Consider the following 23,225-nt stretch of genomic DNA (forward strand, 5'->3'; position numbering starts at 1 on the left):
ACTCCGTTCACCCGCGCATCCGCAGCGGAGTCCAGGGGCGGGTGGACGGCGGCTGCGGGTCCGCCGGCGACCGGGTGCGGACCGCTGCGCGCCGGAGCCCTGGAGCGGGCGCCGGCGCGCAGCGGTGCAATCCGGCCTCCGTCCGGCCCGGAGGCCGGCCGGCGGATTTCAGCAGTGCCTCAGCAGCGGTGCGGGCTGGTGCGCTCGGACTCGCCGTGCCACCACGGGCCGCCCTCGGCCGAGGGGTAGGGGGAGCCCGCGCGGGTCGGCTGCTCGGCGCGCAGGGTGCTCGCGCCGCCTCCGCCCTCCCCGTCCAGTGCGGCGGCGCGCCCCTCTTCGGTGAACGGCTTCAGCAGGTCCTCGACGGTGTGCGGGACGCCGTTGGCGACGGTGATCCGCACCGCGGCCGCGGCCTTGATGTCGTCCAGCGGGTCGCCCTCCACCAGGGCGATGTCGGCGAGCCGGCCCGCCTCGATCCGGCCCAGGTCGGCGCCGAGCCCCAGCCACCCCGCGGTGGCCGAGGTCGACACCGTGAGCGCCTCCCGCGGGGTGAACCCGTGCTCCACCAGGGCGCGCAGGTTCTGGTGCAGGCTGACCGCGATGTTGTCCAGCGGCGCATCGGTGCCGCCGATCACCAGGCCCCCGCCCTCGCGGATCGCCTTCACCATCGCCACGTGCGCCGGCAGGGCGGTGCGGGCCAGCTCCGCTTCGGGGGTGTCGGAGCCGGCCTCCTCCGCCTTCTCCTCCAACGCGGCGTACTCCCAGGCCGGGAAGAGCGTGCGGGTGCGCTCGTCCTCGACCAGCGACCGGTCGTCGGCGTACAGCGCCGAGGAGGTGAACAGGGTCGGCGTGATCGCCATCTTGGCGGCCGCGAACAGCGCCGTGGCGTCCTCGTAGGAGTTGCCGAGCAGGCTCACCGTCTGGGAGTAGCCGAGCCGGTTCGTGGCGCCGGTGTGCTCCATGCCGTCCATGCCGATGTGCGCTGCCGGGTAGAGGTAGTGCGAGCTCAGCGGCACCCCGGCCGCGTGCGCCCGCTCCACCGCGGTGCGCTGCGAGCGCACCGGCAGCCGCACATAGGTCTTCACCAGGTCGTAGTCGAGCTCGAAGGCCCGCTCCAGCTCCCGCTCGAGCCCTTCGGCGCTGTGCGTGGTGCGCATGAAGTTGTAGTAGACGCGCGAGCCGTCCACCGCCTCGCCGGTGGCGAGGTAGCGGGGCCCGGTGACGGCGCCGGAGTCCAGCGCCTCCCGCGTCTCCAGCATCTGGTAGACGGGGTCTCCCGGAGAGCGCGTCGCCGTGACCCCGTAGGCGAGCCAGAGCGGCCCCTGCCGCGAGCCCCACTGGCGGCCGCGCAGGTGCCAGTGGTTGTGCGCGTCGATCAGGCCCGGCATGGCGGTCAGCCCGGTCGCGTCGACGACCCGCACGCCCTCTTCCTCGGTGCGCGCCGTGCGCTGCTCCACCGCGGTGATGCGGTTGCCGTCGACCACGATGTCCACGTCGCGCACCAGTGCGTCGGACTTCCCGTCCCACACCGCGCCGGCCTGCACGATCACGCGGCCCTCCGGGACATGCCGCCGCCATGTGAGCGGCACCTCCACGGTGGCGGGCTTGCCGCCGTCTACGCTGACGCGGCGCAGCACCCCGTTGCTGAGGTAGAGCAGTTCGGTGCCGTCGCCGTTCCAGCTCGGGGCGTCGGCGGTCTCGCCGGACACCGCCCGCGGCTCGCCCGTGAACGCCCCCTCCGCGTCCACCGGCACCACGTGCAGCAGGCTCTCCATGACGAAGGCGATATGGCCGCCGTCGGGCGACCACACCGGTCCGTCGTCGCCGCGGGTCGACAGTGACACCGCCGGCGCCGGCTCGGTATAGGCCGTTTCGCCCGACTCCAGATCCACGGTGAGAATCTGGCTGGTGCCCTCCCGGAAGCGCTCCGAGCGCGGGCGGACCGCGGCCAGGGCGATCCGCTGCCCGTCCGGGGACCAGGTGGGCCGGCCCGGCTGGAACAGCTCCGGCAGGACCTGCCGGGTCTCGCCGGAGCCGGTGTCCACCACCCAGGTGGCACCGTCGGCGTCCTGGTAGGCGATGCGCTCGCCGTCCGGCGCCCAGCGCGGCGTGATCTGCGCGCCGTCGGCGTCGGTGAGCCGCTCCGAGGTTTCGGCTTCGATGTCGTAGCGGTAGAGCGCGGGCGCTCCGGAGCGGTCGCTCGAATAGACGAGCGAGCGCCCGTCCGGGTGCCAGTCGGGATCGGAGGAGAAGGATCCGTCGCCGACGATCGCGACCGGCTTCTTCCCGATCCGCATCGTCCACAGCTTCCCCAGCGCGCGGAAGGCGACCGATTTCCCGTCCGGCGAAAGCACCGGGCTGGCGATGCCCCGCACCGCGTGCTTGCCGGTGTCGCCGATGTCGCGGCGCGGGCCGCGGTCCTCGCGCACGACGTAGGGGACCGATGCGCTGAACGGCACGTCGGAGGTGCCGCCGCCCAGCGTGCGCTGCCGCAGCGCTCCGTCGGCGGTGTAGAGGAGGCTGTCCTCGCCGGTCCAGGTGAGGGTGCCGACGAACACGTCCTCGCCGTCGTCGGAGGCCGTTTCGCCGTCGACGACGAGGCGGACCGAACCGCCGCGGGCCGCCACGTGTGCGAGCCGGCCGTCCGGCCCGGATGCCGGCGCGTAGAGGGTGGTGTGGTCTTCCGCCGCGACGAGCTCCTCGGTCTCCCCGTCCAGGGTGGTGGCGCGCACCGATGACCGGCCGGAGAGGTAGACGATCCGCTCGCCGTCCGGTGTCCAGGCCGGCTCGGCTTCGTCGTCGGCCGTGTCGGTGACCGCGGTGAGCTCCTCGCTCTCCAGGTCGTAGCGGTAGATGCCGTAGCCCTCGCCGCGGTCGGAGGCCAGCGCGATCGACGCGCCGTCCGGCGCGAAGCACGGCTCGCGGTGGTCGTGCGGGCCGGTGGTGAGCCGCTTCGGGTCGCCGTCCGGCAGGTCGAGGACGTACACGTGGTAATTGCCCTCGGCGTAGGCCTGGAAGGCGAGCCGCTGCGAATCGGGGGAGAACCGCGGCCGGGTGGCGTCGGTGAGGTCGCCGGTCAGCCGGCGGGCCTTGCCGCCGTCTGCCGCCACCACCCAGATCGCGGTGTAGAGGTCGAACGCGATCCAGCTGCCGTCGGGGGAGGGGCAGGCGGAGATGTTGGTGCCCTGACGCACGGTGATGCGGCGGCCGTCCGGTTCGGCGGGGGCGGGCGCCGCCAGTGCCGGCGGTGCCGGGGTGAGCAGGCCGCCCAGCGCCGCCGCGGTGCCGGTTCCGGCGAGCAGCGCACGCCTGCTGGGACCGTGCGGCTCTGCCGGGGCGGAGCCGGGTGCGGGTGCGCAGGGGGGAGACGGGGCGGGGGTGCGGGCCGGAGCCGCTGCGGACCAGGCGTCCGGGCGCGCGGCAGCGGGGGAGCGAGACGGTTCGGGGACAGGGGGGAGGGGGGATTCGGGATGTCCCATGCCTACCTCGGGGGTCTCAGCGGGCGGCGTGCCGATCACGCGCCCAGACCGTTCTAACCCGCCCCTCCCGCCCGTGCAATCCCCCAGTCACCCAGCGTGTCACTCCGGCTCGACTGCCTCTCGGGGGTCGCAGATCACCGGATTCGAGAGCGCCGCGGTATCACCCTCCGTGGCCTGTCCAGGGTTCGGGCGGCCCCGGAGGCGCCCGCTCCGCAGCGGCCCGCCGGGTGCTAGCCCGGTCAGTCGAGGTGGAAGACCTCCTCCATCGGCGCCCACGGCCGTTCGCCGGTGTGCGCGGGGAGCGCCTCCTGGCAGGGGTCGGTCAGCAGCCACCAGCGCTGGGTTGCGGGGTCGGCGGCCATGGCGGCCATGTCGGCGGCGAAGTCGGTGCCGGTGTAGACGAAGTGGCTGAACAGCAGGTCGCCGTAGAGGTAGATCGTGTAGTCGGCGATGTTGCTGGCCTTGATCTGGTCCTGCACCTGCGGCCACACCTCGCGGTGCAGCCGGATGTACTCCTCGCGGTGCTCGGGCCGGAGCCGCACGACCTGGCCGATGCGTTCCATGGATGCCTCTCTCGGTCGGCGCCCGCACGCCGCGGACGCGGGACGTGGCCGGGCGCGCGGCCACGCGCCCGGGAAGCAGCGGGCTCCGCCGCCGGGGTCACCGGGATGCACCCGCGGGGGAGGGGCGGGGGCCGGGCAGGGCGAGGGCGTCCCACAGCGCGCCGGGAACCGGCTGCGACCAGGCGGCGGCGTTCTCCCGCACCTCCGCTGCGCTGCGGCAGCCCACCAGGACCGAGGCGACCGCCGGGTGCGCCGCGGCGTAGCGCAGCGCGGCCGCCCGCAGCGGTACGCCGTACGCCGCGCAGGTCCGCTGCAGCTCGGCGGCGCGCTCCACCAGGTGCGGGGGCGCCGGCGCGTAGTCGAACCGGGCACCCGGCCTCGGATCGGCCAGCAGACCCGAGTTGAACACCCCGCCGACGACCACCGAGGTGCCCCGCCGCTGGCAGGCCGGGAACAGCCCGTGCAGCGCGGAGCCGTCGAGCAGCGTGTAGCGGCCGGCGCACAGCACCGCGTCCAGGTCGAGCCGCTCCACGAACCGGGTGAGCATCGCCGCCTGGTTCATGCCGGCGCCGATCGCCCCCACCACGCCCTGATCGCGCAGCTGGGCCAGTGCCGGATAGGCCGTCTCGTACACCTCCCGCTCGTGCTCCGGGCGCACGTCGGGATCGTGCAGGTAGACGATGTCGACCCGGTCCAGCCCGAGCCGCTCCAGGCTCTCCTCCAGCGCGGCGCGCACGCCGGCGCGGGAGAAGTCCCAGACGCGGCGCCGCGGCGGCGGGGCGGCGAACCCCTCCGGCTCGGGCTCCTCGCCGGGGCGCAGCGGACGCAGCCGCCGGCCCACCTTGGTGGAGACCGCCGGGCGCGCCCGGCCCGCGAGCGCCGCGCCGAGCAGCTCCTCGGCGCGGCCCAGCCCGTAGTGCGGCGCGGTGTCCACGTAGGAGACGCCGGCGTCCAGCGCGGCGCCCACCGTCGCCAGCGCCGCCTCCCGGTCCACCGCGGTGTACAGACCGCCCAGCGGCGCGGTGCCCAGGCTGAGCGCGCTGACCCGGACGCCGCTGGACCCCAGTTCGCGGACGGCCCCCGGCGCCGGTGCGCCCGCGGCCGGCGCGCTCACCGCGGGCTCCGCAGCCGCAGCCCCTGCATACCGCCGTCGACCGCCAGCGCGGTGCCGGTGGTCGCGGCCGAGTCCGGCGCGGCCAGGTAGGCGATCGCCGCGGCCACCTCGCCGGCGGAGACGAGCCGGCCGGTCGGCTGGCGCGCCTCCAGCGCGGCCCGCTCCGCGGCCGGGTCGGGCGCGGCCTCCAGCAGCCGCCCGACCCACGGAGTGTCGACGGTGCCGGGGTTGACGCTGGTCACCCGGATCCCGTCGGCGACGTGGTCGGCAGCCATGGCCAGCGTCAGCGACGCGACTGCCCCCTTGCTCGCCGAATACAGCGCCCGCTGGGGCAGGCCGGCCGTCGCGGCGATACTGGCGGTGTTCACGATCGCCGCGCCGCCGCGCTCGCCGGCCGCGCGGCGCAGGTGGGGCAGCGCCGCGCGGGAGACCCGGACCAGGCCGAACACGTTCACGTCGAAGACCCGGCGCCACTCCTCGTCGGGGTTGTCGGCGACCGTGCCCTGCGCGCCGATCCCGGCGTTGTTGACGAGGACGTCCAGCCCGCCCAGCTCTGCGGCCGCCGCAGCCACTGCGGCCCGCACCGCGGTGTCGTCGCCCACGTCGGCCCGAACCGCCCGCAGCGGCGCGTCCGCGTCGCGGACACCGCCCGGCCAGAACGGGACCGCGGCGGCGGAGCTGGCCGCGGTGCCTTCCGGGACGGTCCGGGGGTCCAGGTCGCGGTCGAGGCAGACCACGCGGGCGCCCCGGTCCGCGAGGTGCTCGGCGGAAGCCCGGCCGATGCCGGAGGCGCCGCCGGTGACGAGCACGCGCACGCCGTCGAACCCGCCCGCCATCACGCACCCCCGTCCGCGGGGCCGGCGGCGCGCCGCCGGCTGCAACCGCTCTGCACAAGGACCACCGTGCTCATCCGGGTTCCTCCGTTCCCTGCGGCAGCGCGCCGCGGTCGGTGCCGCCGCTTCCGGCGGTGATCGGTGCGGTTCGGGTCCCGGGGGCGGCCGCACCGTCCGGTCCCCCGTGCCGTCCCCGGCGGGCCCGGAGCCCGGTCGGGCGCGGACGGGGAGCCATCGGCGCCGGAGCAGCCGGCCGCTGCGCCGGCCGCCGGGGGCTGGCCGCTGGCCGTCCCACTGCCTGCTCGGCGGCCTGTCCGTCCGGCAGCGCTGCGCTCGGCGATGCGGGGACGGCGGGCACCGGCCCGGACGCCGCCGCGGAGGGCTCCGGGGTGGGTACCGCCACCGGTGCTGCTGCCCGGCGGAGCGGCAGGACCGCCCTCGGCCGCCCGATTGCGGACGGGCGCAGTGCGGGGGCCGCGGTCCGGGCCGCTGCAGCGGACGCTCCCGGGGCCGCTGGCCGGCGCGGTCATCGGGGTGTGTCCGCGGCTGCGGAGCGCCATGCGGCGCCGTTGGGGAAGGCGTAGTCGCGCAGCGAGTCCGGGAGGATCTCGGCGCTCATGCCGGGGGCCTCGGGGGCGCGGTAGGCGCCGGCCGCGACGCGCACCGGGTCGGCGAAGTGCTCGTGGAGGTGGTCGACGTACTCCACCGCCCGGTCCGCCACCGTGCCGCTGACCGCCACGAAGTCGAACATGGCGAGGTGCTGCACCACTTCGCACAGGCCGACGCCGCCGGCGTGCGGGCAGACCGGCACCCCGAACTTCGCCGCCAGCAGCAGGATGGCGATGTTCTCCGCGACCCCGCCCACCCGGCAGGCGTCCAGCTGCACCACGTCGACCGCCTCGGCCTGCAGCAGCTGCTTGACGATCACCCGGTTCTGGGCGTGCTCACCGGTGGCGACCTTGATCGGGGCCACACCCCGGCGCACCGCGGCGTGGCCCAGTACGTCGTCGGGCGAGGTGGGCTCCTCGATCCAGTACGGGTCGAACTGCGCGAGCTCGCGCATCCACGCCACGGCCTCGCCGACGTCCCAGCGCTGGTTGGCGTCGACCGCGATCCGCACCCCGGGCCCGACCGCTTCGCGGGCCAGGCGCAGCCGGCGCCTGTCGTCGCCGAGGTCGCCGCCGACCTTCAGTTTGACCTGGGTGAAGCCCTCCTCCGCGGCCGCCCGCGAGAGCTGCACCAGCCGCTCGTCGGAGTAGCCGAGCCAGCCCGGCGTCGTCGTATAGGCGGGGTAGCCGTCGCGCAGCAGCGCCGCCGTGCGCTCGGCGCGGCCCGGCTCCGCGGCCCGCAGCAGCGCGACCGCTTCGTCCCGGGTGAGCGCGTCACTCAGGTAGCGCCAGTCGGCCAGGTCGGCGATGTCCTCCGGCGACATCGCGGACAGCAGCCGCCACAGCGGTGCGCCGGCCCGCCGCGCCGCAAGGTCGAAGGCCGCGTTGACCAGTGCGCCGGCCGCCAAGTGCACCGCGCCCTTCTCCGGCCCGAGCCAGCGCAGCTGGGAGTCGCCGGTCAGCCGGCGGGCGAAGCCGCCCAGGTCGCCGGTGACCTCGTCGACCGGAAGCCCGATGACGAGGGGGGCATAGGCGCGGATCGCGGCGGCGCACACCTCGGTGCCGCGGCCGATGGTGAAGGTGAACCCGTGGCCGTCGGGGCCGCTGTCGGTGCGCAGCACGGCGTAGGCGGCCGAATAGTCGGGGTCGGGGTTCATTGCGTCGGAGCCGTCGAGCTCGCGCGACGTGGGGAAGCGGACGTCGTGCACCTCGATGTCGACGATGGTGGCGGTCAAGCGCACTCCCTCGCTCGGGGGGCCGCGGCGCAGCACCGGCCCGCAGGTCGGGGGACGGGGCGGGACGCGGACACCGCAACGGTGCACCGGCGTCCGGACGGGGGGGGGGGCGGTGCCGGTGCCCATTCGGCCGGTTCGCAGGGATCCGACCGGATTGTCCGACCACTTTTACGGAGCGGGGGCGCCGGCTGTCAAGACTGCCGCTGATCCGCGCAGCGCACGGCCCTGGCCCGCGGGTCACCGGCCGCGCACTGCCCGGCCGTGCGGTGCCGCGCACCGCGCCGGGGGCGGCCGCGGGCCCCCAGGGCGTGTTGGGTGGGTGGTGTTCGTCGCGAGCGGTGTCGGCGGTGCACCCGTCGCACGGCCGGCGAAGGGGTCAGGGCGGGGTTGTCCTGTCGAGGAGAGGAGAACGCCGCGAGGGGCGTGCCAGGGCGCCACGCAGCAGACCGGGTGCCCGCCCGGCACACCCTAGTCGGCCACGGCGTCCGCTGCGGGGCCGGGCGGTCCGGCGTCGGGCACGGCTGCGGGCCCGTCCGGCGGGTCCGGAGTCCCGCCGCCGGCTGCCTCCGCGGGCAGGCCGGTGCCCTGGCCGGCGGCGCCCCGCTGGCGCAGCCACCCCTCCACCTCGAGGACGTGGGCGGCCGCGGCGGCCTCGGCCGCACCGGGGTCGCGGCCTTCCAGGGCGTCGTAGATGCGCTGGTGCTCGGCGTGCAGGCGCTGCATGACCTCGGCCGCCCGGTGGCCCCGCCAGACGCGGGCGCCGAACGTGCGCGAGGAGAGCCCGGCGAGGATCGCGGCGAGCGCCGCGTTGCCGGACGCCTCGGCGATGGCCTGGTGGAAGTCGTGGTCGGCGGCGATCATCTCCTCGACCGGTCCGCCCCGCTCCATCCGGTCCAGGTGGGCGCGGACCTCGGCCAGCCCGGCCGCGCCGATCCGCGCCGCAGCGGCGGCCGCCGCGTGCCCCTCCAGAAGGCGGCGCACCTCCATCAGCTCCACCAGCGTCGCTCCGCTGGATACCTCGGCCACCGAGCCGAGCGCCTCCAGCAGGTCGCGCGGGCTGAGCGAGGAGACGTAAGCGCCGGACCCGTGCCGGATCTCCACGATCCCCAGCACTGCCAGCGCGCTGATCGCCTCCCGCATGGAGCTGCGGGACAGGCCCAGCTGCGCGGCGAACTCGCGCTCGGTGGGCAGCCGCTGCCCGGGCCGCAGGGAGCCGCTCGCGATCATCTCCTTGACCTGCTCGATCGCACGGCGGGCGACCGAAGTCCGGGGGTGGGCCGGGTCGTGGTCCGTGGTCATGCGGGGCCATCCGATCCGCTCGTACCGGCCGTGCCGCCGGGGGGATCGGTGCGCCCGCGGGGCCGGACATGTCCGGGCGGGTCGCCGCCGACCCCCGCCGACACGCTTGTTTGACACGTCTCAGTGTCGGGAGTAGAAGAGATCATACCAATTGGCCGGGATTGTGGTCCGAGGTGTCTTTAATCGGGCATATCCGGCGAATATCGAGATCTGGTCCGACGCTATTGTCCGATGACGTGCTGCCTCCCCCGGCGGCCGGTCGGAGCGGGCCGGTCCTCTCGCCCCGGCGCAGCTCCAGCGCAGCGCCGCGAACCCCCCCCCAAGGAGCCGAGATGCCCAGCACCCTCCTCCGGACGTCGGCGCTCGCGGGCGCGCTCGTCCTGGTCGCCGGATGCGGCAGCACCGCCGATTCGGCCGGAGAAGGATCCGGCGACGTCGGAGCCGTCCTGCCGATGCTCACGTCGCCGTTCTGGCAGTCCTACAACGACTACATCCCGCAGAAGGCCGTCGAGAACGACGTCCACGTGCTGCCGTCGGTCAACTCCGACAACGACGCCGCGCAGCAGACCACCGACATCAACAACCTGCTCAACCAGGGGGTGTCCGGCCTGGTCGTGGCGCCCATCGACAGTGCCGCCATCGCCACCGGCCTCAACCGCGCCGAGGAGCGCGACGTGCCCGTGGTCGCGGTCGACGTCGCTCCCGACGAGGGCGAGGTGTTCATGGTCGTGCGCGCCGACAACCGCGGCTACGGCGAAGAGGCGTGCAAGTACATCGGCGAGGAGGTCACCGAGGGCAAGGTCATCCAGATCCAGGGCGACCTCGCCTCGATCAACGGCCGCGACCGGTCCGAGGCGTTCCAGGACTGCGCCGACGAGGACTACCCCGACCTCGAGGTGCTCAACGTCGCCGCCGAGTGGGACGGCGAGCAGGCGGCCGCCAAGCTCGACGGGCTGCTCAACGACCACCCCGACGTCGACGCGATCTACATGCAGGCCGGCGGCGTCTACCTCGCGCCCACCCTGCAGACCCTGAAGAGCAAGGACATGCTGCACAAGCGCGGCGAAGAGGGCCACATCACGATCGTCTCCAACGACGGCATCCCGCAGGAGCTGGACGCCATCCGCCGCGGCGACATCGACGCGACGCTCTCCCAGCCCGCCGACGACTACGCCGGCTACGGCCTCTACTACATCGAGGCCGCGATGACCGGCCGGACCTTCGAGCCGGGCCCCACCGACCACGGCAGCGAGATCGTCGAGCTGGAGAACGGCATGCTCGAGGACCAGCTGCCGACGCCGCTGGTCACCGAGGAGAACGTCGACGACCCGTCGCTGTGGGGCAACACCCTCGAAGAGCCCTCGCCCGCCGAGGACGACGGCAGCGACGGCTGACCGCCGCGCCCCCGGCGGTGCCTGTGGTCCCGCGGCCGCATCCGGATGGGCCCGGTGCCCCGTGCGGATGCGGCCGCGGGCCGCTCCACCGGCCCGTCGGCCGCGTCCGACCTGCCCCGCCCCCACTCCGCCTCCGCGAAGGAGCTGCAGCATGAGTCCAGACCCGAGCCCGGAGCCGCCGATCGCCGAGGCGGCGGGCGTGGGGCGCCGTTTCGGCTCGACGGTCGCGCTGTCCGGCGTGGACCTCGCCGTGCACCGCGGCCGCTCGCACGCGCTGGTCGGCCGCAACGGCGCCGGCAAGTCCACCCTGGTGTCCCTGCTGACCGGGATCGCCGCGCCCGACACCGGCCGCATCTCCTTCGCCGGCGCGCCGGCGCCCGCACTCTCCGACCGGGAGGGCTGGCGCACCCGGGTGGCCTGCGTCTACCAGCGCTCCACCGCCATCGAGCACCTCACCGTCGCCGAGAACCTCTTCGTGCACCGCCAGCCGGTCCGCCGGTTCGGCATGATCGACTGGCGCCGCCTGGAGCGGGAGGCCGGCGAGCTGCTGGAGCAGTGGGATGTCCGGGTCGACGTGCGCCGCCAGATCAGCGACCTCGGCGTGGAGGACCGCCAGCTCGTCGAGATCGCCCGGGCGCTGTCCCGCGGGGCACGCTTCATCGTGCTCGACGAGCCCACCGCCCAGCTCGACAAGAACGAGATCGAGCGGCTGTTCGCACGCATGCGGTCCCTGCAGGAAGCCGGCGTCACCTTCCTCTACATCTCCCACCACCTGCACGAGGTGTACGAGGTCTGCCAGGACGTCACCGTGTTGCGCGACGCCCGCAAGGTCGTCACCGCGCCGGTGGAGCAGCTGGACCGCACCGAACTGGTCGAGGCGATGACCGGCGCGGCTGAGGCGCTCACCGCCGGTGTGGCGGCGCCGCGCGAACCGGTCGGCGGCACCCCGGCCCTCGCCGTGCGCGGCCTCGCCGGCGACGGCTTCACCGGCATCGGCCTGGAGGTCCGCCCCGGCGAGGTGGTCGGCCTGGCCGGAAGCAGCGCCAGCGGCAAGGCCGAGGTCGCCGAGTGCGCTGCCGGGCTGCGCCGGCCCGCGGCCGGCACCGTGGAGGTGGCCGGCAAGGCCGTCCCGCCCGGCAACGTCGCCGCCGCACTGGCCGCCGGCGTCGGCTGCGTGCCGCGCGACCGGCACCAGCAGGGCCTGGTCACCCCCCTCTCCGTCGCCGACAACGGCACCATGACGCGCGCCGGCCGCCTCGGCCCGGCCGGCGCCGTGCTGCCGCGGCGGCTGCGCGCCGCCGCCGAGGAGTTCATCGGCCGCCTCGACGTCCGCACCGACGGCCCCGGACAGCCGGTCGCCGACCTCTCCGGCGGCAACCAGCAGAAGGTGGTCATGGCGCGCGCCCTGGCCACCGACCCCGCGGTGCTGGTGCTCATCAACCCCACCGCCGGAGTGGACGTGAAATCCAAGGAGTCGCTGCTCGGCGTCGTCGACGACGTCCGGGCCCGCGGCACCGCGGTGCTCGTCGTCTCCGACGAAATCGACGACCTGCGCCGCTGCGACCGCGTCGTGGTGCTGCGGCACGGCGCCGCCGTCTCCGAGTACCCGGCCGGCTGGCGCGAGGCCGACCTGGTCGGATCGATCGAAGGGATCAGCGCGTGACGCTCCAAGGAACCCCGGCCGGCAGCCCCGCCACGGCCGCCAGCGCACCCGCGGGAGCCGACCGCAGCTCTGCGGTGCGCCGCCTGCTCTGGGAGCGGCTCCGCGAACTGGCACTGGTGCCGGCGATCGCGCTGCTGCTGGTCATCGGCGGCTTCATCAGCCCCAACTTCCTCAGCGAAGCCAACCTCGTCAGCATCCTCGGCGCCTCCGCGGCGCTGGCGATGATGGTGCTCGCCGAGGCCCTCATCCTGATCAGCGGCAAATTCGACCTGTCCATCGAGTCGACCGTGGGCCTGGCACCGGCCTTCGGCGCGCTGCTGGTGCTGCCCGCCGCCTCGGCCGGATTCGGCACCGAGCTGCCGGTCGCCGTCGGCATCATCGCGACCGTCGCCATGGGCGCCGCCGTCGGACTCTTCAACGGCGTACTCGTCGTCAAGCTGCAGCTCAACGCGTTCATCGTGACGCTGGCGATGCTCATCGTGCTGCGCGGCTTGCACGTCGGCATCACCGAGGGCCAGACGCTGTTCGACATGCCCGACGCGTTCTTCGCGATCGCGACGGCCACCTTCCTCGGCGTCCCCGCCTCGGTGTGGGTGGCCCTGAGCGCCTTCGCCATCGCCGGGTTCGCGCTGCGCTACCACCGGCTCGGCCGGTCGCTGTACGCCATCGGCGGCAACGCCCGCGCCGCGCACGCCGCGGGAATCAAGGTCGACAGCACCGTCATCGCGGTCTACACGATCGGCGGCGTGCTCGCCTCGCTCGGCGGCCTGATGCTCACCGGCTACGTCGGCGCGATCAGCGCCGACCAGGGCGCCGACATGATCTTCACGGTCTTCGCTGCGGCCGTGATCGGCGGCATCAGCCTGGACGGCGGGCGCGGCACCATGTTCGGCGCACTCACCGGCGTGCTGCTGCTGGGCACGGTCACCAACCTGCTCACCATCGCCCAGGTGTCCACCTTCTGGATCCAGGCCGTGCAGGGGGCCATCATCCTGCTCGCGCTGATCGTCGCCCGGGTCACCACCGGCAAGGCGCAGACATGACCGGCGCGGGCCCTGCGCGGGCGCACGCGGGGCCGCGCAGCGGGATGCGGCGCCGCCGGGGCGCGGTGCAGGCGGACCCGCCCTGAACCCGCAGGCCGGCCGGCAGCGCCCGGCACACCACGAGGAACACGCCGAAGACGCGGGAGGCGAAGTGGGCGAGCAGCAGGCGGACTCCGCGGGCGGCAGTGCGGACGGGCTCCGCATCGACGCCCACCACCACCTCTGGGACACGGCCGAGCGCGCCTACCCCCGGCTGTCCGGTCCGGGCACCGGGCCGCTCCAGGGCCGGTTCGCCATCGCCGACCTCGCGCCCCTCGCCGGCGCCGCGGGCATCGGCGCCACCATCGCCGTCGAGGCGGCCAACTCCGCTGAGGAGACCCGGGCCCTGCTGGACGCCGCGGCGGGCCCGGGTCCGGTGGCCGGCGTGGTGGGCTGGGCCGACCTGGAGTCGCCCGGCATCGGCGCGGAGCTCGACGCGCTCGCCGACCGCCCCGGGCGGCTGGTCGCGCTGCGCCATCCCGCCGAGGCCGAGCCTGACCCGGACTGGCTCGGCCGGCCGGCGGTGCGCCGCGGGATGGCCGAGGCCGGGCGCCGCGGCCTCGCCGTCGACCTGCTCGTCACCCCCGCCCAGATCGGTGCGGCCGTTCGCGCGGTGCGGGCGCTGCCCGAGGTGCGCTTCGTACTCGACCACCTCGGCAAGCCGCCGATCGCCGCGGGGGAGGGGCCCGTAGCTGGGCCGTGGGCCGACGGGTTCGCCGCCCTGGCTGCCGAGCCGAACACCGCCGCCAAGCTGTCCGGCCTGGTCACCGAAGCCGATTGGGCGTGCTGGGTGCCCGGCGACGTCCTCCCCTTCACCGACCGCGCGCTCGAGCTGTTCGGCCCGGAGCGGCTGATGTTCGGCACCGACTGGCCGGTGTGCACGCTCGCCGCCGGCCACGGCCGCGTGGTCGCCCTCGCCGAAGCGGCCACCTCGGGCCTGTCTGCCTCCGAACAGGCCGCCGTCTTCGGCGGCACCGCAGCCCGGGTCTACCGCCTGGCCGTGTGACCAGCGCCGGCAGCGCCGGATAGTGCGCCGGCGGGACGGTCAGCTGAGCGGAACGCCGCCGCCCCCTTGCCCGACGCGGCAGGCCCGCACTAGCCTGCACCCCATTGCGGACGGGATTCGTTCACGAATGGGCGGGCCTCCGCCGCTGCCGGTACCGGGCGCCGGAACCAGCACAGAGATTGGGGCTGCAATGCGCACTGCGCTCACCGAACTCCTGGGTGTCGAGCACCCGATCGTGGGCTTCAACCGCTCGCCCGCCGTGGTCGCCGAAGTGACCAGGGCCGGCGGATTCGGGGTCCTGGCCGCCACCGCCTACACCCCCGAGGAGCTGGACGCCCAGCTGACCTGGATCGAGGGGCAGGTCGGCGGTCGCCCCTACGGCGTCGACCTCCTCGTCCCCGGGAAGACCGCCGGCGGCGACCCCGCCGGCCTCGTCGCCAGCCTGCGCAAGCAGATCCCTCAGGGGCACATCGACTTCGTCGACGGCCTGATGGAGAAGTACGGCATCCCGGCCGGGGACCGGCCGCCCGGCGCCTTCGACGGGGTCGCCGCCAATTTCGACCCCAGCGGCGTGCCCGCACTGCTCGACGTCGCCTTCGCGCACCGCATCGCGCTGATCGCCAACGCGCTCGGCACGCCGCCGCCCGAACTCGTGGGCCGGGCGAAGAGGAGCGGCGTGGTCGTCGCGTCGCTGGTCGGCCAGGGGAAGCACGCCGAGCGTCAGCTCGCCGCCGGGGTCGACGTGCTCGTCGCCCAGGGCACCGAGGCGGGCGGACACACCGGCACCATCGCCACCACCGTGCTCACCCCCGAGATCGTCGATCTCGCGGGCGGCACTCCGGTGCTCGCCGCCGGCGGGATCGCGGGCGGCCGCCAGATGGCTGCCGCGCTCGCGCTCGGAGCGGCCGGCGTGTGGTGCGGCTCGGTGTGGCTGTCGGCGCACGAGGACGTCGCGATCGAGGCGATCAAGCAGAAGTTCCTCGCTGCGGCCAGCTCCGACACCCTGCGCTCGTCCACCCGCACCGGCAAGCCCGCCCGGCAGTTGCGCAGCGCCTGGCACGACGAGTGGGCGAAGCCGGAGAGCCCGGAGCCGCTGCCGATGCCGCTGCAGCCGATGCTCGCCACCGACGCCTGGATCCGCATCGACAAAGCCGCCCAGGAAGGCCACCCCGGCGCCCTGGAGCTGGAGTCGTTCTTCGTCGGCCAGGTGGTCGGCGGATTCCGCGCGCTGCGCCCGGCCGCCGAGATCACCCGCGCCATGGCCGCCGAGTGCCGCCGCGAGATCGAGCGGGTCGCCGCGCTGCTGGAGTGACCGCCGGCGCGCGGGCTGCTTCTTCCGCCGGTGTCCTGTCCGCGCTCCCGGCGCGGGCCGGACGGGCAGCCGGCGGTGCGGTCCGGCCGCCGCTCTATCCGGGTGCTGGCGTGAGCACCGAGGCCAGGACGAAGCCGACGAACTCCTCGGCGTAGGCGCCGGCCTTCGCGGGCAGGCCCGCGCGCAGGTGCGGCGGTGTCGTCAGCGCGTGGTTCATCGCCCCGCCGCACAGGGCGTCCAGCAGCAGCGTCACCGACGTGTCCTCCGGCAGCTCGCCGCGGGCGATGCCGCGGCGCACGATCGCCCGCGCCGCGAGGATCTGCTGCTCGGCCATGCGCTCGTAGCGCTCCGCCAGCCCCGGTGTGCGCCGCGCCTCCAGCGACAGGCGCAGCGCGGCGCCGCCGTGCTCGTCGGTGTAGAGCCGGAGCAACTGCTCGACCAGCTGCACCAGGTCGCCGCGGACGGTTCCGGTGTCGACGTCCTCGACGTTGCCGAGGCTGCGGTTGAGGGCGTCGACGAGGAGGTCCTCCTTGCTGCTCCAGCGCAGGTAGACCGATGCCTTGCCGACCCCGGCGCGGCGCGCGACCGACTCGATGCTGAACGACGCCCACCCCTCCTCGCCGAAGACGGCGACGGCAGCCTCGGCGAGGCGCGCGTCGACGTGCGGGTCGCGGGGGCGTCCTGCGGTTCGTGTTGCCATCTCACCATGTTCTTACAGCCGGGGGATTGCACCCTAATTGCGGAACGGTTAGCGTTCAGTTTATCTAAAATGGACGGAGACCGTACAGGAATGCGGGGCGTCCCGCCCGAGACCGGACGGCCCCTGCCTGCGGCCTTTCCGTGCACCGCACCGCCGCGGCCGCACCCGGACTCCATCCCCCTACCCTCAGCGCCGCGCTCCGACCACGGAAAGAAGGAAGCCATGCCGCACAGCGCCCCGGACGCAAGCACCCGGAACGGCGGCTCCCCGGAGGACATCGCCGCGGCGGAGCCCATGCCCGCCGAGGACGTCGCCGCGTTCGCCGCAGCAGCCCGCGACCAGGCCGCCGCGCTGTGGCCCGCGCCCACCGCGCTCAGCGGCGGCGGCCTGGACACGCTCTGGACCGCCGCCGCCCGGCAGGGCTGGCTGGAGCTCGCCGGTGCCGGCGCGCTCGCTGCCGCCACCGCGCTGGCCCGCGAACTCGGCCGGCTCGCCTGCCCGCTGCCCGTCCTCGACGCTTATGTCGCCTCCCGCGTCTTCGCCGCAGAGACCGGCCTGGTGAAGCGCATCGCCGCGGGCGCGGTACGGGTCGCCGCCGCAGTGGACGGCGGTGCAGACTTCGGCGAGGCTGCGGCCGGCGGCGCCCCGCTGCTCGACGCGCCCGGCGCCACCCACGTCCTCGTCCTCCCCCTCGGGGCCGGAACCGCCGAGCTGCGCCCGGTGATCGGCACCGACCCGCTGCCCGGCCTGGCAGCGCCCGACTGGCAGACCGCCCGAACCGGTCCCGCCGAAGCGAGCACGGAGCTGGCCGCGCAGGCCGCCGACGAAGCCGTTTCGCTACTGCGCCTGCAGCTCGCGGTGCGCGCCCTCGCCGCCGCAGAGCGCGCGCACGAGATGGCCGTCGAGCACGCCTGCCAGCGGAAGCAGTTCGGCACCGCCATCGGCGCGTTCGGTGCGGTGCAGCAGCGCACCGCTGCCTGCCAGATCGACGTCAGCGCCGGAAACCTCCTGATCGCCGACGCCGTGCGCGCGTTCGAAGCCGCTGGCGCCGACCGGCTCACCGCCGCCGAGATCGCCGTCGAGCACGCCCGCGCCGCAGCGCCGCGCGTGCAGCTCGGCGCCCACCACACCCTCGCCGCCGTCGGCTACTTCGAGGAGCACGGCGCCCCCTGGCTGTTCCGCCGGGTCCACGGCGACACCACCCGCCTGCAGGCGCTGCCGCGTGCCGCCGGCGAGGTCGCCGACGTCCTCGTCGAGGGCGGCGGCTCGCTGCCCGCCACCGACCTGGGAGAGGCCGGCGAAGCCTTCCGCGCCGAGGTGCGCACCGTCCTCGCCGAGCACGCTGCGACCCGCACCTCCCTGATGGCCGCCGACACCGGGCTGACCGCCGCAATGGCCGAGCGCGGCTGGTTCGGCATGGCGTGGCCGCAGGAGGACGGCGGCCGCGGGGCCACCCTGCCCGAACAGGTCGTGCTCAACGAGGAGTGCGCCTACCACCGGGCCGCCGTCACCAAGCCGCTGAGCGCCGTCATGCTGCTCGGCAACTCCATCCTCAAGCACGGCACACAGGAGCAGAAGGACACCTTCCTGCCGCTCATCCGGGAAGGCAAACTCGGCTACTGCCTCGGCTACAGCGAACCGGAAGCAGGCTCCGACCTGGCATCGCTGCGCACCAGCGCCGTCCGCGACGGCGGCGACTGGGTGGTCAACGGCCAGAAGCTGTGGACCACCGGCGGGCACGAGGCCGACTGGGTGTGGCTCGCCGTGCGCACCGGCCCCGATGCGACTCCGCGGCACGCGGGCATCACCGTCTTCCTCGTGCCGATGGACACCCCCGGTATCACCGTCCAGCAGCACCGGGCACTGTCCGGCGAGATCTCCTGTTCCGTCTTCTACGACGGCGTGCGCGTCCCCGACAGCCGCCGTATCGGCGAGGTGAACGGCGGCTGGAAGGTGATCACCGACGCGCTGGCCGGCGAGCGGATCACCATGGGCAACATCGCCGCCTCCCTCCACCGCCAGCTCGACGACCTCCTCGCTGCGGTGCGCGCTGGCGGCCGCGCGCAGGCGGTCGGCCCGCGCGGCTCGGCCAAGCGCGCCCTGATCGGGGAGCTCGCGGTCGGGATCCACGGCGCCCGCGCACTGGTGGCCGAGGCGATCCGGGCGACCGCCGCTGGGCGGGGCGCCCGCCTGGAGGCGCCGATGGCGGGCGTCTACGGCGGCGAACTCGCCGAGCGGTTCGGCGAGGCCGTCCTCGACATCCTCGGCCCGTCGGCAGCGCTGTCCGCCGGCGTGCCCGGGGTGCCCGGCGGCGGGACGTTCGAATACGGGCTGCGCATGTCGATCATGTACGTCGTCGGCGGCGGCACCAACGACATCCAGCGCGCCATGATCGCCCGCGGCCTCGGGCTGCCCCGGAAGTGAGGCCCGGACGAGGGCTGCCCGGCAGAGCGCCCCCGTCTTCGCGAACACCAATCCCCGCACGTCCCGCTCATCGCACTGCGCCCGCATGGTCCGGCCGGCCGCCCGCCGCAGCCATCTCCGCAGCCATCTCCGCAGCCCCTGCACCCCCACGAGGAGACCGCGATGCCCACAGCCCTCACCGCCGACCGCCTCCGCTCGCTGCTCCGCGCCACCGCTGCGGCGCTCGACGCCCTGGTCGCCTGGCGCAGGTCCTGACCGGCCGAGCACACTGACCGCACCGTGGCCGCCCCCGGCCACCGTCCAGCACAGGAGCATCCGCGATGAACGCTCCGGCATCCGACCGGATCGACCCCGCCACCCCCGTCCTCATCGGCGTCGGGCAGGCGTCCGAGCGCATCGGCGGCGACGGCTACCAGGGCCTGTCGGCCGTAGAGCTGGCCGCTGCCGCCGCCCGCGAGGCGCTCGCCGACACCGGCGCTGACCCCGCGGCCGCAGCCGCGGCCATCGGCACCGCCGCCGGCATCCGCCAGTTCGAGATCTCCACCCCGGGCGCCCGCGCGCCGCTGGGGAGGAGTGACAACTACCCGCGCTCCGTCACCCGGCGCATCGGTGCCGAACCGCACCGCGCGATCCTGGAGGTCACCGGCGGCCAGGGGCCCCAGCACCTGGTCACCGAACTCGCCGCCGAGATCGCTGCGGGCCGCGAAGAGGTCGCCCTCGCCTTCGGCTCCGAGGCCATCTCCACCGCCCGCCACTTCGCCCGCAGCGACGCCAAACCCGACTTCTCCGAAACCGCCGGCGGGCAGCTGGAGGACCGCGGCTACGGCCTCGAAGGACTCGTCACCCGCGAGCAGACCCTGCACGGCCTCACCGGCGCACCGGCCCAGTACGCCCTGCTCGAGAACGCGCGGCGCACCCGGCTGCAGCTGGACCGGGACAGCTACGCCGCCCGGATGGGTGCGCTGTTCGCGCCGTTCACCGAGGTCGCCGCCGCCAACCCGCACGCTGCTGCGCCCACCGCCCGCAGCGCAGCGGAGCTGGTCGCCCCCACCGAGAAGAACCGGCGCATCGCCGACCCCTACACCCGGTACATCGTGGCGCGCGACCAGGTCAACCAGGGGGCGGCCGTACTGCTCGCGTCGGTGGCGGCGGCCCGCCGCCTCGGCGTGCCCGAGGACCGGTGGGTCTACCTGCACGGCCACGCTGACCTGCGGGAGCGCGACCTGATGGAGCGGGCCGACCTCGGCGCCAGCCCGGCGGCGGCCGCGGCGGTGCGGCACGCGCTGGAGCTGGCCGGGGTGGAGGCCGGCGACCTCGCGGTGCTCGACCTGTACAGCTGCTTCCCCGCGCCCGTCTTCACCATCTGCGACGCGCTGGGCCTGAGCGCCGACGACCCGCGCGGGCTGACCCTCACCGGTGGCCTGCCCTTCTTCGGCGGGGCCGGCAACAACTACTCGATGCACGCGATCGCCGAGACCGTCCACCGGATGCGGGCGCAGCCCGGAGTGTTCGGCCTGGTGGGAGCGAACGGAGGATTCCTGAGCAAGTACTCGGTCGGCATCTACTCCACGGCGCCCGCGCCATGGCGCGCCGGCCGCAGCGCCGCGATCCAGGCCGCGCTCGACGCCGCCCCCGCTCCGGAGAGGGCGCGCTACGCCGACGGGTGGGCCACCGTGGAGACCTGGACGGTCAGCTATGCCCGCGACGGCGCACGCACCGGCATCGTCGTCGGCCGCCTGGAGGACGGCCGCCGCTTCCTCGCCCAGGCGGCCGAAGGCGACAGCGCGCTGCTCGACCTGCTCTCCTCCGGCGAACCCGCCGGCGCCCGCGTGTTCGCGCGCTCGTTCGGCTTCGGCAACCGGGTCGCCGGCAGCGACGAGCGGATGGCGGAGCTGTACCCGGTGCGCGTTCCGGAACTGCGCGGTGACTCCGCCGGCGGCTACGAGTTTCTGCGGGTGCGCCGGGACGGCCGCCTCCTCGAGGTCGCCATCGACCGCCCGGAGGCGCGCAACAGCCTCACCCCGGAGGCCAACGCCGAGCTGGACGAGGTGTTCGACGCCTACTTCGCCGACCCGGGCCTATGGGCCGCGATCCTCACCGGCACCGGCGGCGCCGCGTTCTGCGCCGGCAACGACCTCACGTACTCGGCGTCCGGCAAGCCGGTGTGGGTCCCCAAGAACGGCTTCGCCGGCCTCACGTCTCGGCGCGGCATGCACAAGCCGGTCATCGCGGCCGTCAACGGCTTCGCGATGGGCGGTGGGTGCGAGATCGCGCTCGCCTGCCACCTGGTGGTCGCCGACACGACGGCCTCCTTCGCGCTCAGCGAGGTGAAGGTCGGCCTCGTCGCCGGCGCGGGCGGACTGGTGCGGCTGCCCCGCGCGATCCCGCGGGCGATCGCGACCGAGATGATCCTGACCGGGCGGAGGATCTCCGCCGAGGAGGCGCACCGGCTCGGCCTGGCCAACCGCGTCGCCCCCGCGGGCAAGGCGCTGGAAGAGGCCCGCGAAGTGGCCGCCGAGATCATTGCCGCCTCGCCCACATCGGTGCGCGCCTCCCTGCAGATCATGGCGGAGACCGAGGGCATCGCCGACACACTCGCGGCGGTCGGCCACCCCTCACCCGCGCTGGACGCGCTGATGGTCAGCGAGGACATGGCCGAGGGCGTCACCGCGTTCGCCGCCAAGCGCCCGCCGCAGTGGAAGAACCGCTGACGGGCAGCGCCCGGCGGAGCCGCTCCGCTTGAGCACTGCTCTGCGCAGTTGGAGGGCAGGGCGCGCCGTGCCGGGCGTTCAGGATCGGCATGCGCCCGGCGCGGGCCGGTCCTGCGGCCTCAGGCGAGCGCCGCCACTCGGGCGGCGATCCGCTGGGCCGCGTGCGCGACGGCGGCGCCGCTGGCGGGCAGCAGCCCCAGCATGGTGAAGAAGCCGTGCATCTGGCCTTCGAACAGGCGCTCGTGCACCGCCACGCCCGCCTCGCGCAGCCGCCGCGCGTACGCCTCGCCCTCGCTGCGCAGCACGTCGTGCTCAGCGAGCAGCACCGCGGCCGGCGGTAGTCCGGACAGGTCGCCGGCGCCCAGCGGGCTCGCCTCGGTCTCGCCGCGCTGGGCCGGAGGGCAGTAGTGGTCCCAGAACCACGCCATGGCCTCGGTGGTGAGCATGAGCTGGTTGGCGGGATCGCGGTAGGACGGGGTGGTCTGGTCGGCGCTGGTCACCGGATAGACGAGCACTTGCAGGGCGATCTCCGGGCCCGGCCGGGCGCCGGCCCGCTGCGCCATGACCGCCGCGAGGTTGCCGCCCGCGCTGTCGCCGGCCACGGCGAGCGGCGCGCCGCGCCCGGAGAGCCGCTCGCGGGCGGCGTCCGCCCACACCAGCGCCTCCCACGCGTCCTCGACCGCCGCCGGATAGGGGTGTTCGGGCGCCTTGCGGTAGTCGGCGAGTGCAACGGTGCAGCCCGACTCTGCTGCCAGGCGCCGGCCCACCGCGTCGAAGATGTCGATGTCGCCGGTGACCCAGCCTCCGCCGTGGTAGTAGACGACGAGGCCGTCCGGCTCGGGCACCGGGACCAGGGCGCGGACGCGGAAGCCGGCGCCGATCCGCTGCTCTTCGGTGCGGTGCATCTCGGGCACCTCGGTTTCTGCGGCGTTGGCCTCCCGGATGCGCTTGCGCGCTTCGTCGGGCGTCAACGTGTGCAGCGGCGGCGCTCCCGCCGCCGCGAACTCTGCCAGCAGGTCCTGTGTCGCCTGGTCCAGTGCCATGGGGGTCCCATCCGTGGTGCGGAGTGCGGGGGTTCCTGGAGGGGGGCGAGCCAGGGCGGCGCGCCCTGGGCAGTCGGCGGCTGGCAACCAGGATGCACCGGACCGCCCCCGGCGTCATCGGCCCCGGCGGCGCCCGCCGCCGCAGAGCGGGCCGGGTGCGCCGGCCAGCCGGTTCCCTTCGGGGGAGGGGAGCGGTGGACACCGGCCGGCCACCGGCGCCGGTGCGTGCGCGGACGGCTTGCCCCGGATTGGCCCCCTTCCGTGCTGTGCCCGCCCGTCCCCGGCGCCCCCGCACTGCGGTGCGGGGGACGCACGGGAGAAATCCCGACCGAATGGGCACCAATCCGCAGCCGGAAAGGCGGCGAATCACCTGTGAGACCCGTTCTGCACTGAGCCTCCCGTCGTGCCCGAGACGGCAGTGCTCTCCACGTGAGGAAGTGACCTGTGTTCTCAGCGAACCGCCCTGCCGTCCGCACCACTGCCGCCACCGCCGCTTCAGTTGCAGCCGCCGCGGCGCTGGCCGCCGGGATGTCCGCTCCGGCCGCGGCCGCGACTGCGCCCGCCGGTGCGGAGCGCCCTGCCGCCGAGTCCGGCCAGCCGAGCCTTCTCGGCCAGGTCATCGGTGACCAGGGGCTCATCTCCATCTTCATCGGCAACTACCAGGAACGGCACTGACACCGGTACCGAGCCCGCCCCCTCCGCGTCTGCGCTCCACGTCGGGCCACGCCACCCGGCAGCATCAGGCGCGCGAGGGGGCCA

16 protein-coding genes are annotated in these 23,225 nt (G+C 75.0%); 8 read left to right on the plus strand and 8 right to left on the minus strand.

Annotated elements, in window-relative coordinates; translation table 11 throughout:
• Positions 1–179: 179 nt before the first annotated feature.
• The 6 genes from ACYVGT_RS00195 to ACYVGT_RS00220 form a co-directional block, all read right to left on the minus strand.
• Positions 180–3,479, minus strand: a complete 3,300-nt coding sequence (locus ACYVGT_RS00195; protein ID WP_460854249.1) for an amidohydrolase family protein — start codon at positions 3,477–3,479, stop codon at positions 180–182.
• Positions 3,480–3,718: 239 nt separating this feature from the next.
• On the minus strand, positions 3,719–4,042 hold the full coding sequence (locus ACYVGT_RS00200) for an L-rhamnose mutarotase (protein WP_460854250.1): 324 nt from the start codon (positions 4,040–4,042) through the stop codon (positions 3,719–3,721).
• Positions 4,043–4,139: 97 nt separating this feature from the next.
• Positions 4,140–5,156 carry an aldo/keto reductase gene (locus tag ACYVGT_RS00205; protein ID WP_460854251.1) on the minus strand — a complete coding sequence of 339 codons (1,017 nt, stop codon included), beginning with the start codon at positions 5,154–5,156 and terminating at the stop codon, positions 4,140–4,142.
• Positions 5,153–5,992, minus strand: a complete 840-nt coding sequence (locus ACYVGT_RS00210; protein WP_460854252.1) for an SDR family NAD(P)-dependent oxidoreductase — start codon at positions 5,990–5,992, stop codon at positions 5,153–5,155. Before ACYVGT_RS00210 ends, ACYVGT_RS00205 begins: the two co-directional genes overlap by 4 nt.
• A 523-nt stretch (positions 5,993–6,515) precedes the next feature.
• Positions 6,516–7,832: an enolase C-terminal domain-like protein gene (locus tag ACYVGT_RS00215; RefSeq protein WP_460854253.1), complete on the minus strand. Its 1,317-nt coding sequence runs from the start codon at positions 7,830–7,832 to the stop codon at positions 6,516–6,518.
• A gap of 468 nt (positions 7,833–8,300) precedes the next feature.
• Positions 8,301–9,131, minus strand: coding sequence for a FadR/GntR family transcriptional regulator (locus ACYVGT_RS00220; RefSeq protein WP_460854254.1), 831 nt, complete (start codon positions 9,129–9,131; stop codon positions 8,301–8,303).
• Between the two features lie 332 nt (positions 9,132–9,463).
• Here ACYVGT_RS00220 and ACYVGT_RS00225 point away from each other — a divergent pair, with 332 nt between their 5' ends.
• The 5 genes from ACYVGT_RS00225 (at position 9,464) to ACYVGT_RS00245 (ending at position 15,588) form a co-directional block, all read left to right on the plus strand.
• Entirely contained in the window at positions 9,464–10,525 is a 1,062-nt protein-coding gene (locus tag ACYVGT_RS00225) for a sugar ABC transporter substrate-binding protein (RefSeq protein WP_460854255.1), read from the plus strand.
• 151 nt (positions 10,526–10,676) lie between these two features.
• Positions 10,677–12,188: a sugar ABC transporter ATP-binding protein gene (locus tag ACYVGT_RS00230; protein ID WP_460854256.1), complete on the plus strand. Its 1,512-nt coding sequence runs from the start codon at positions 10,677–10,679 to the stop codon at positions 12,186–12,188.
• Positions 12,185–13,231, plus strand: coding sequence for an ABC transporter permease (locus tag ACYVGT_RS00235; protein WP_460854257.1), 1,047 nt, complete (start codon positions 12,185–12,187; stop codon positions 13,229–13,231). The genes ACYVGT_RS00230 and ACYVGT_RS00235 overlap by 4 nt, the downstream gene beginning before the upstream one ends.
• A 151-nt stretch (positions 13,232–13,382) precedes the next feature.
• Complete coding sequence (locus ACYVGT_RS00240) at positions 13,383–14,276, plus strand: amidohydrolase family protein (RefSeq protein ID WP_460854258.1); 894 nt, start codon at positions 13,383–13,385, stop codon at positions 14,274–14,276.
• Positions 14,277–14,466: 190 nt separating this feature from the next.
• Positions 14,467–15,588, plus strand: coding sequence for an NAD(P)H-dependent flavin oxidoreductase (locus ACYVGT_RS00245; RefSeq protein ID WP_460854259.1), 1,122 nt, complete (start codon positions 14,467–14,469; stop codon positions 15,586–15,588).
• 94 nt (positions 15,589–15,682) lie between these two features.
• On the opposite strand, the gene ACYVGT_RS00250 is transcribed toward ACYVGT_RS00245, so the two are convergent.
• A complete protein-coding gene (locus ACYVGT_RS00250) occupies positions 15,683–16,288 on the minus strand; it encodes a TetR/AcrR family transcriptional regulator (protein ID WP_460854260.1) in 606 nt (201 codons plus the stop codon).
• Positions 16,289–16,510: 222 nt separating this feature from the next.
• On the opposite strand from ACYVGT_RS00250, the gene ACYVGT_RS00255 reads away from it, so the two are divergent.
• Entirely contained in the window at positions 16,511–18,712 is a 2,202-nt protein-coding gene (locus ACYVGT_RS00255; RefSeq protein ID WP_460854261.1) for an acyl-CoA dehydrogenase family protein, read from the plus strand.
• Between the two features lie 320 nt (positions 18,713–19,032).
• Positions 19,033–21,423, plus strand: a complete 2,391-nt coding sequence (locus ACYVGT_RS00260; RefSeq protein WP_460854262.1) for an acetyl-CoA acetyltransferase — start codon at positions 19,033–19,035, stop codon at positions 21,421–21,423.
• Positions 21,424–21,542: 119 nt separating this feature from the next.
• Here ACYVGT_RS00260 and ACYVGT_RS00265 read toward each other — a convergent pair whose 3' ends face one another.
• Positions 21,543–22,466, minus strand: a complete 924-nt coding sequence (locus tag ACYVGT_RS00265; RefSeq protein ID WP_460854263.1) for an alpha/beta hydrolase — start codon at positions 22,464–22,466, stop codon at positions 21,543–21,545.
• Positions 22,467–22,910: 444 nt separating this feature from the next.
• On the opposite strand from ACYVGT_RS00265, the gene ACYVGT_RS00270 reads away from it, so the two are divergent.
• Positions 22,911–23,141, plus strand: coding sequence for a hypothetical protein (locus ACYVGT_RS00270; RefSeq protein WP_460854264.1), 231 nt, complete (start codon positions 22,911–22,913; stop codon positions 23,139–23,141).
• The last annotated feature ends 84 nt before the right edge of the window (positions 23,142–23,225 follow it).

Source organism: Nocardiopsis coralliicola (genome assembly GCF_054779695.1).

Excerpts from the sequence above, each read along its gene's own strand:
- ACYVGT_RS00195 (WP_460854249.1), bottom strand. The coding sequence starts at position 3,479 with ATGGGACATCCCGAATCCCCCCTCCCCCCTGTCCCCGAACCGTCTCGC.
- ACYVGT_RS00200 (WP_460854250.1), bottom strand. The coding sequence starts at position 4,042 with ATGGAACGCATCGGCCAGGTCGTGCGGCTCCGGCCCGAGCACCGCGAG.
- ACYVGT_RS00210 (WP_460854252.1), bottom strand. The coding sequence starts at position 5,992 with ATGGCGGGCGGGTTCGACGGCGTGCGCGTGCTCGTCACCGGCGGCGCC.
- ACYVGT_RS00220 (WP_460854254.1), bottom strand. The coding sequence starts at position 9,131 with ATGACCACGGACCACGACCCGGCCCACCCCCGGACTTCGGTCGCCCGC.
- ACYVGT_RS00225 (WP_460854255.1), top strand. The coding sequence starts at position 9,464 with ATGCCCAGCACCCTCCTCCGGACGTCGGCGCTCGCGGGCGCGCTCGTC.
- ACYVGT_RS00230 (WP_460854256.1), top strand. The coding sequence starts at position 10,677 with ATGAGTCCAGACCCGAGCCCGGAGCCGCCGATCGCCGAGGCGGCGGGC.
- ACYVGT_RS00245 (WP_460854259.1), top strand. The coding sequence starts at position 14,467 with ATGCGCACTGCGCTCACCGAACTCCTGGGTGTCGAGCACCCGATCGTG.
- ACYVGT_RS00250 (WP_460854260.1), bottom strand. The coding sequence starts at position 16,288 with ATGGCAACACGAACCGCAGGACGCCCCCGCGACCCGCACGTCGACGCG.
- ACYVGT_RS00255 (WP_460854261.1), top strand. The coding sequence starts at position 16,511 with ATGCCGCACAGCGCCCCGGACGCAAGCACCCGGAACGGCGGCTCCCCG.
- ACYVGT_RS00260 (WP_460854262.1), top strand. The coding sequence starts at position 19,033 with ATGAACGCTCCGGCATCCGACCGGATCGACCCCGCCACCCCCGTCCTC.
- ACYVGT_RS00265 (WP_460854263.1), bottom strand. The coding sequence starts at position 22,466 with ATGGCACTGGACCAGGCGACACAGGACCTGCTGGCAGAGTTCGCGGCG.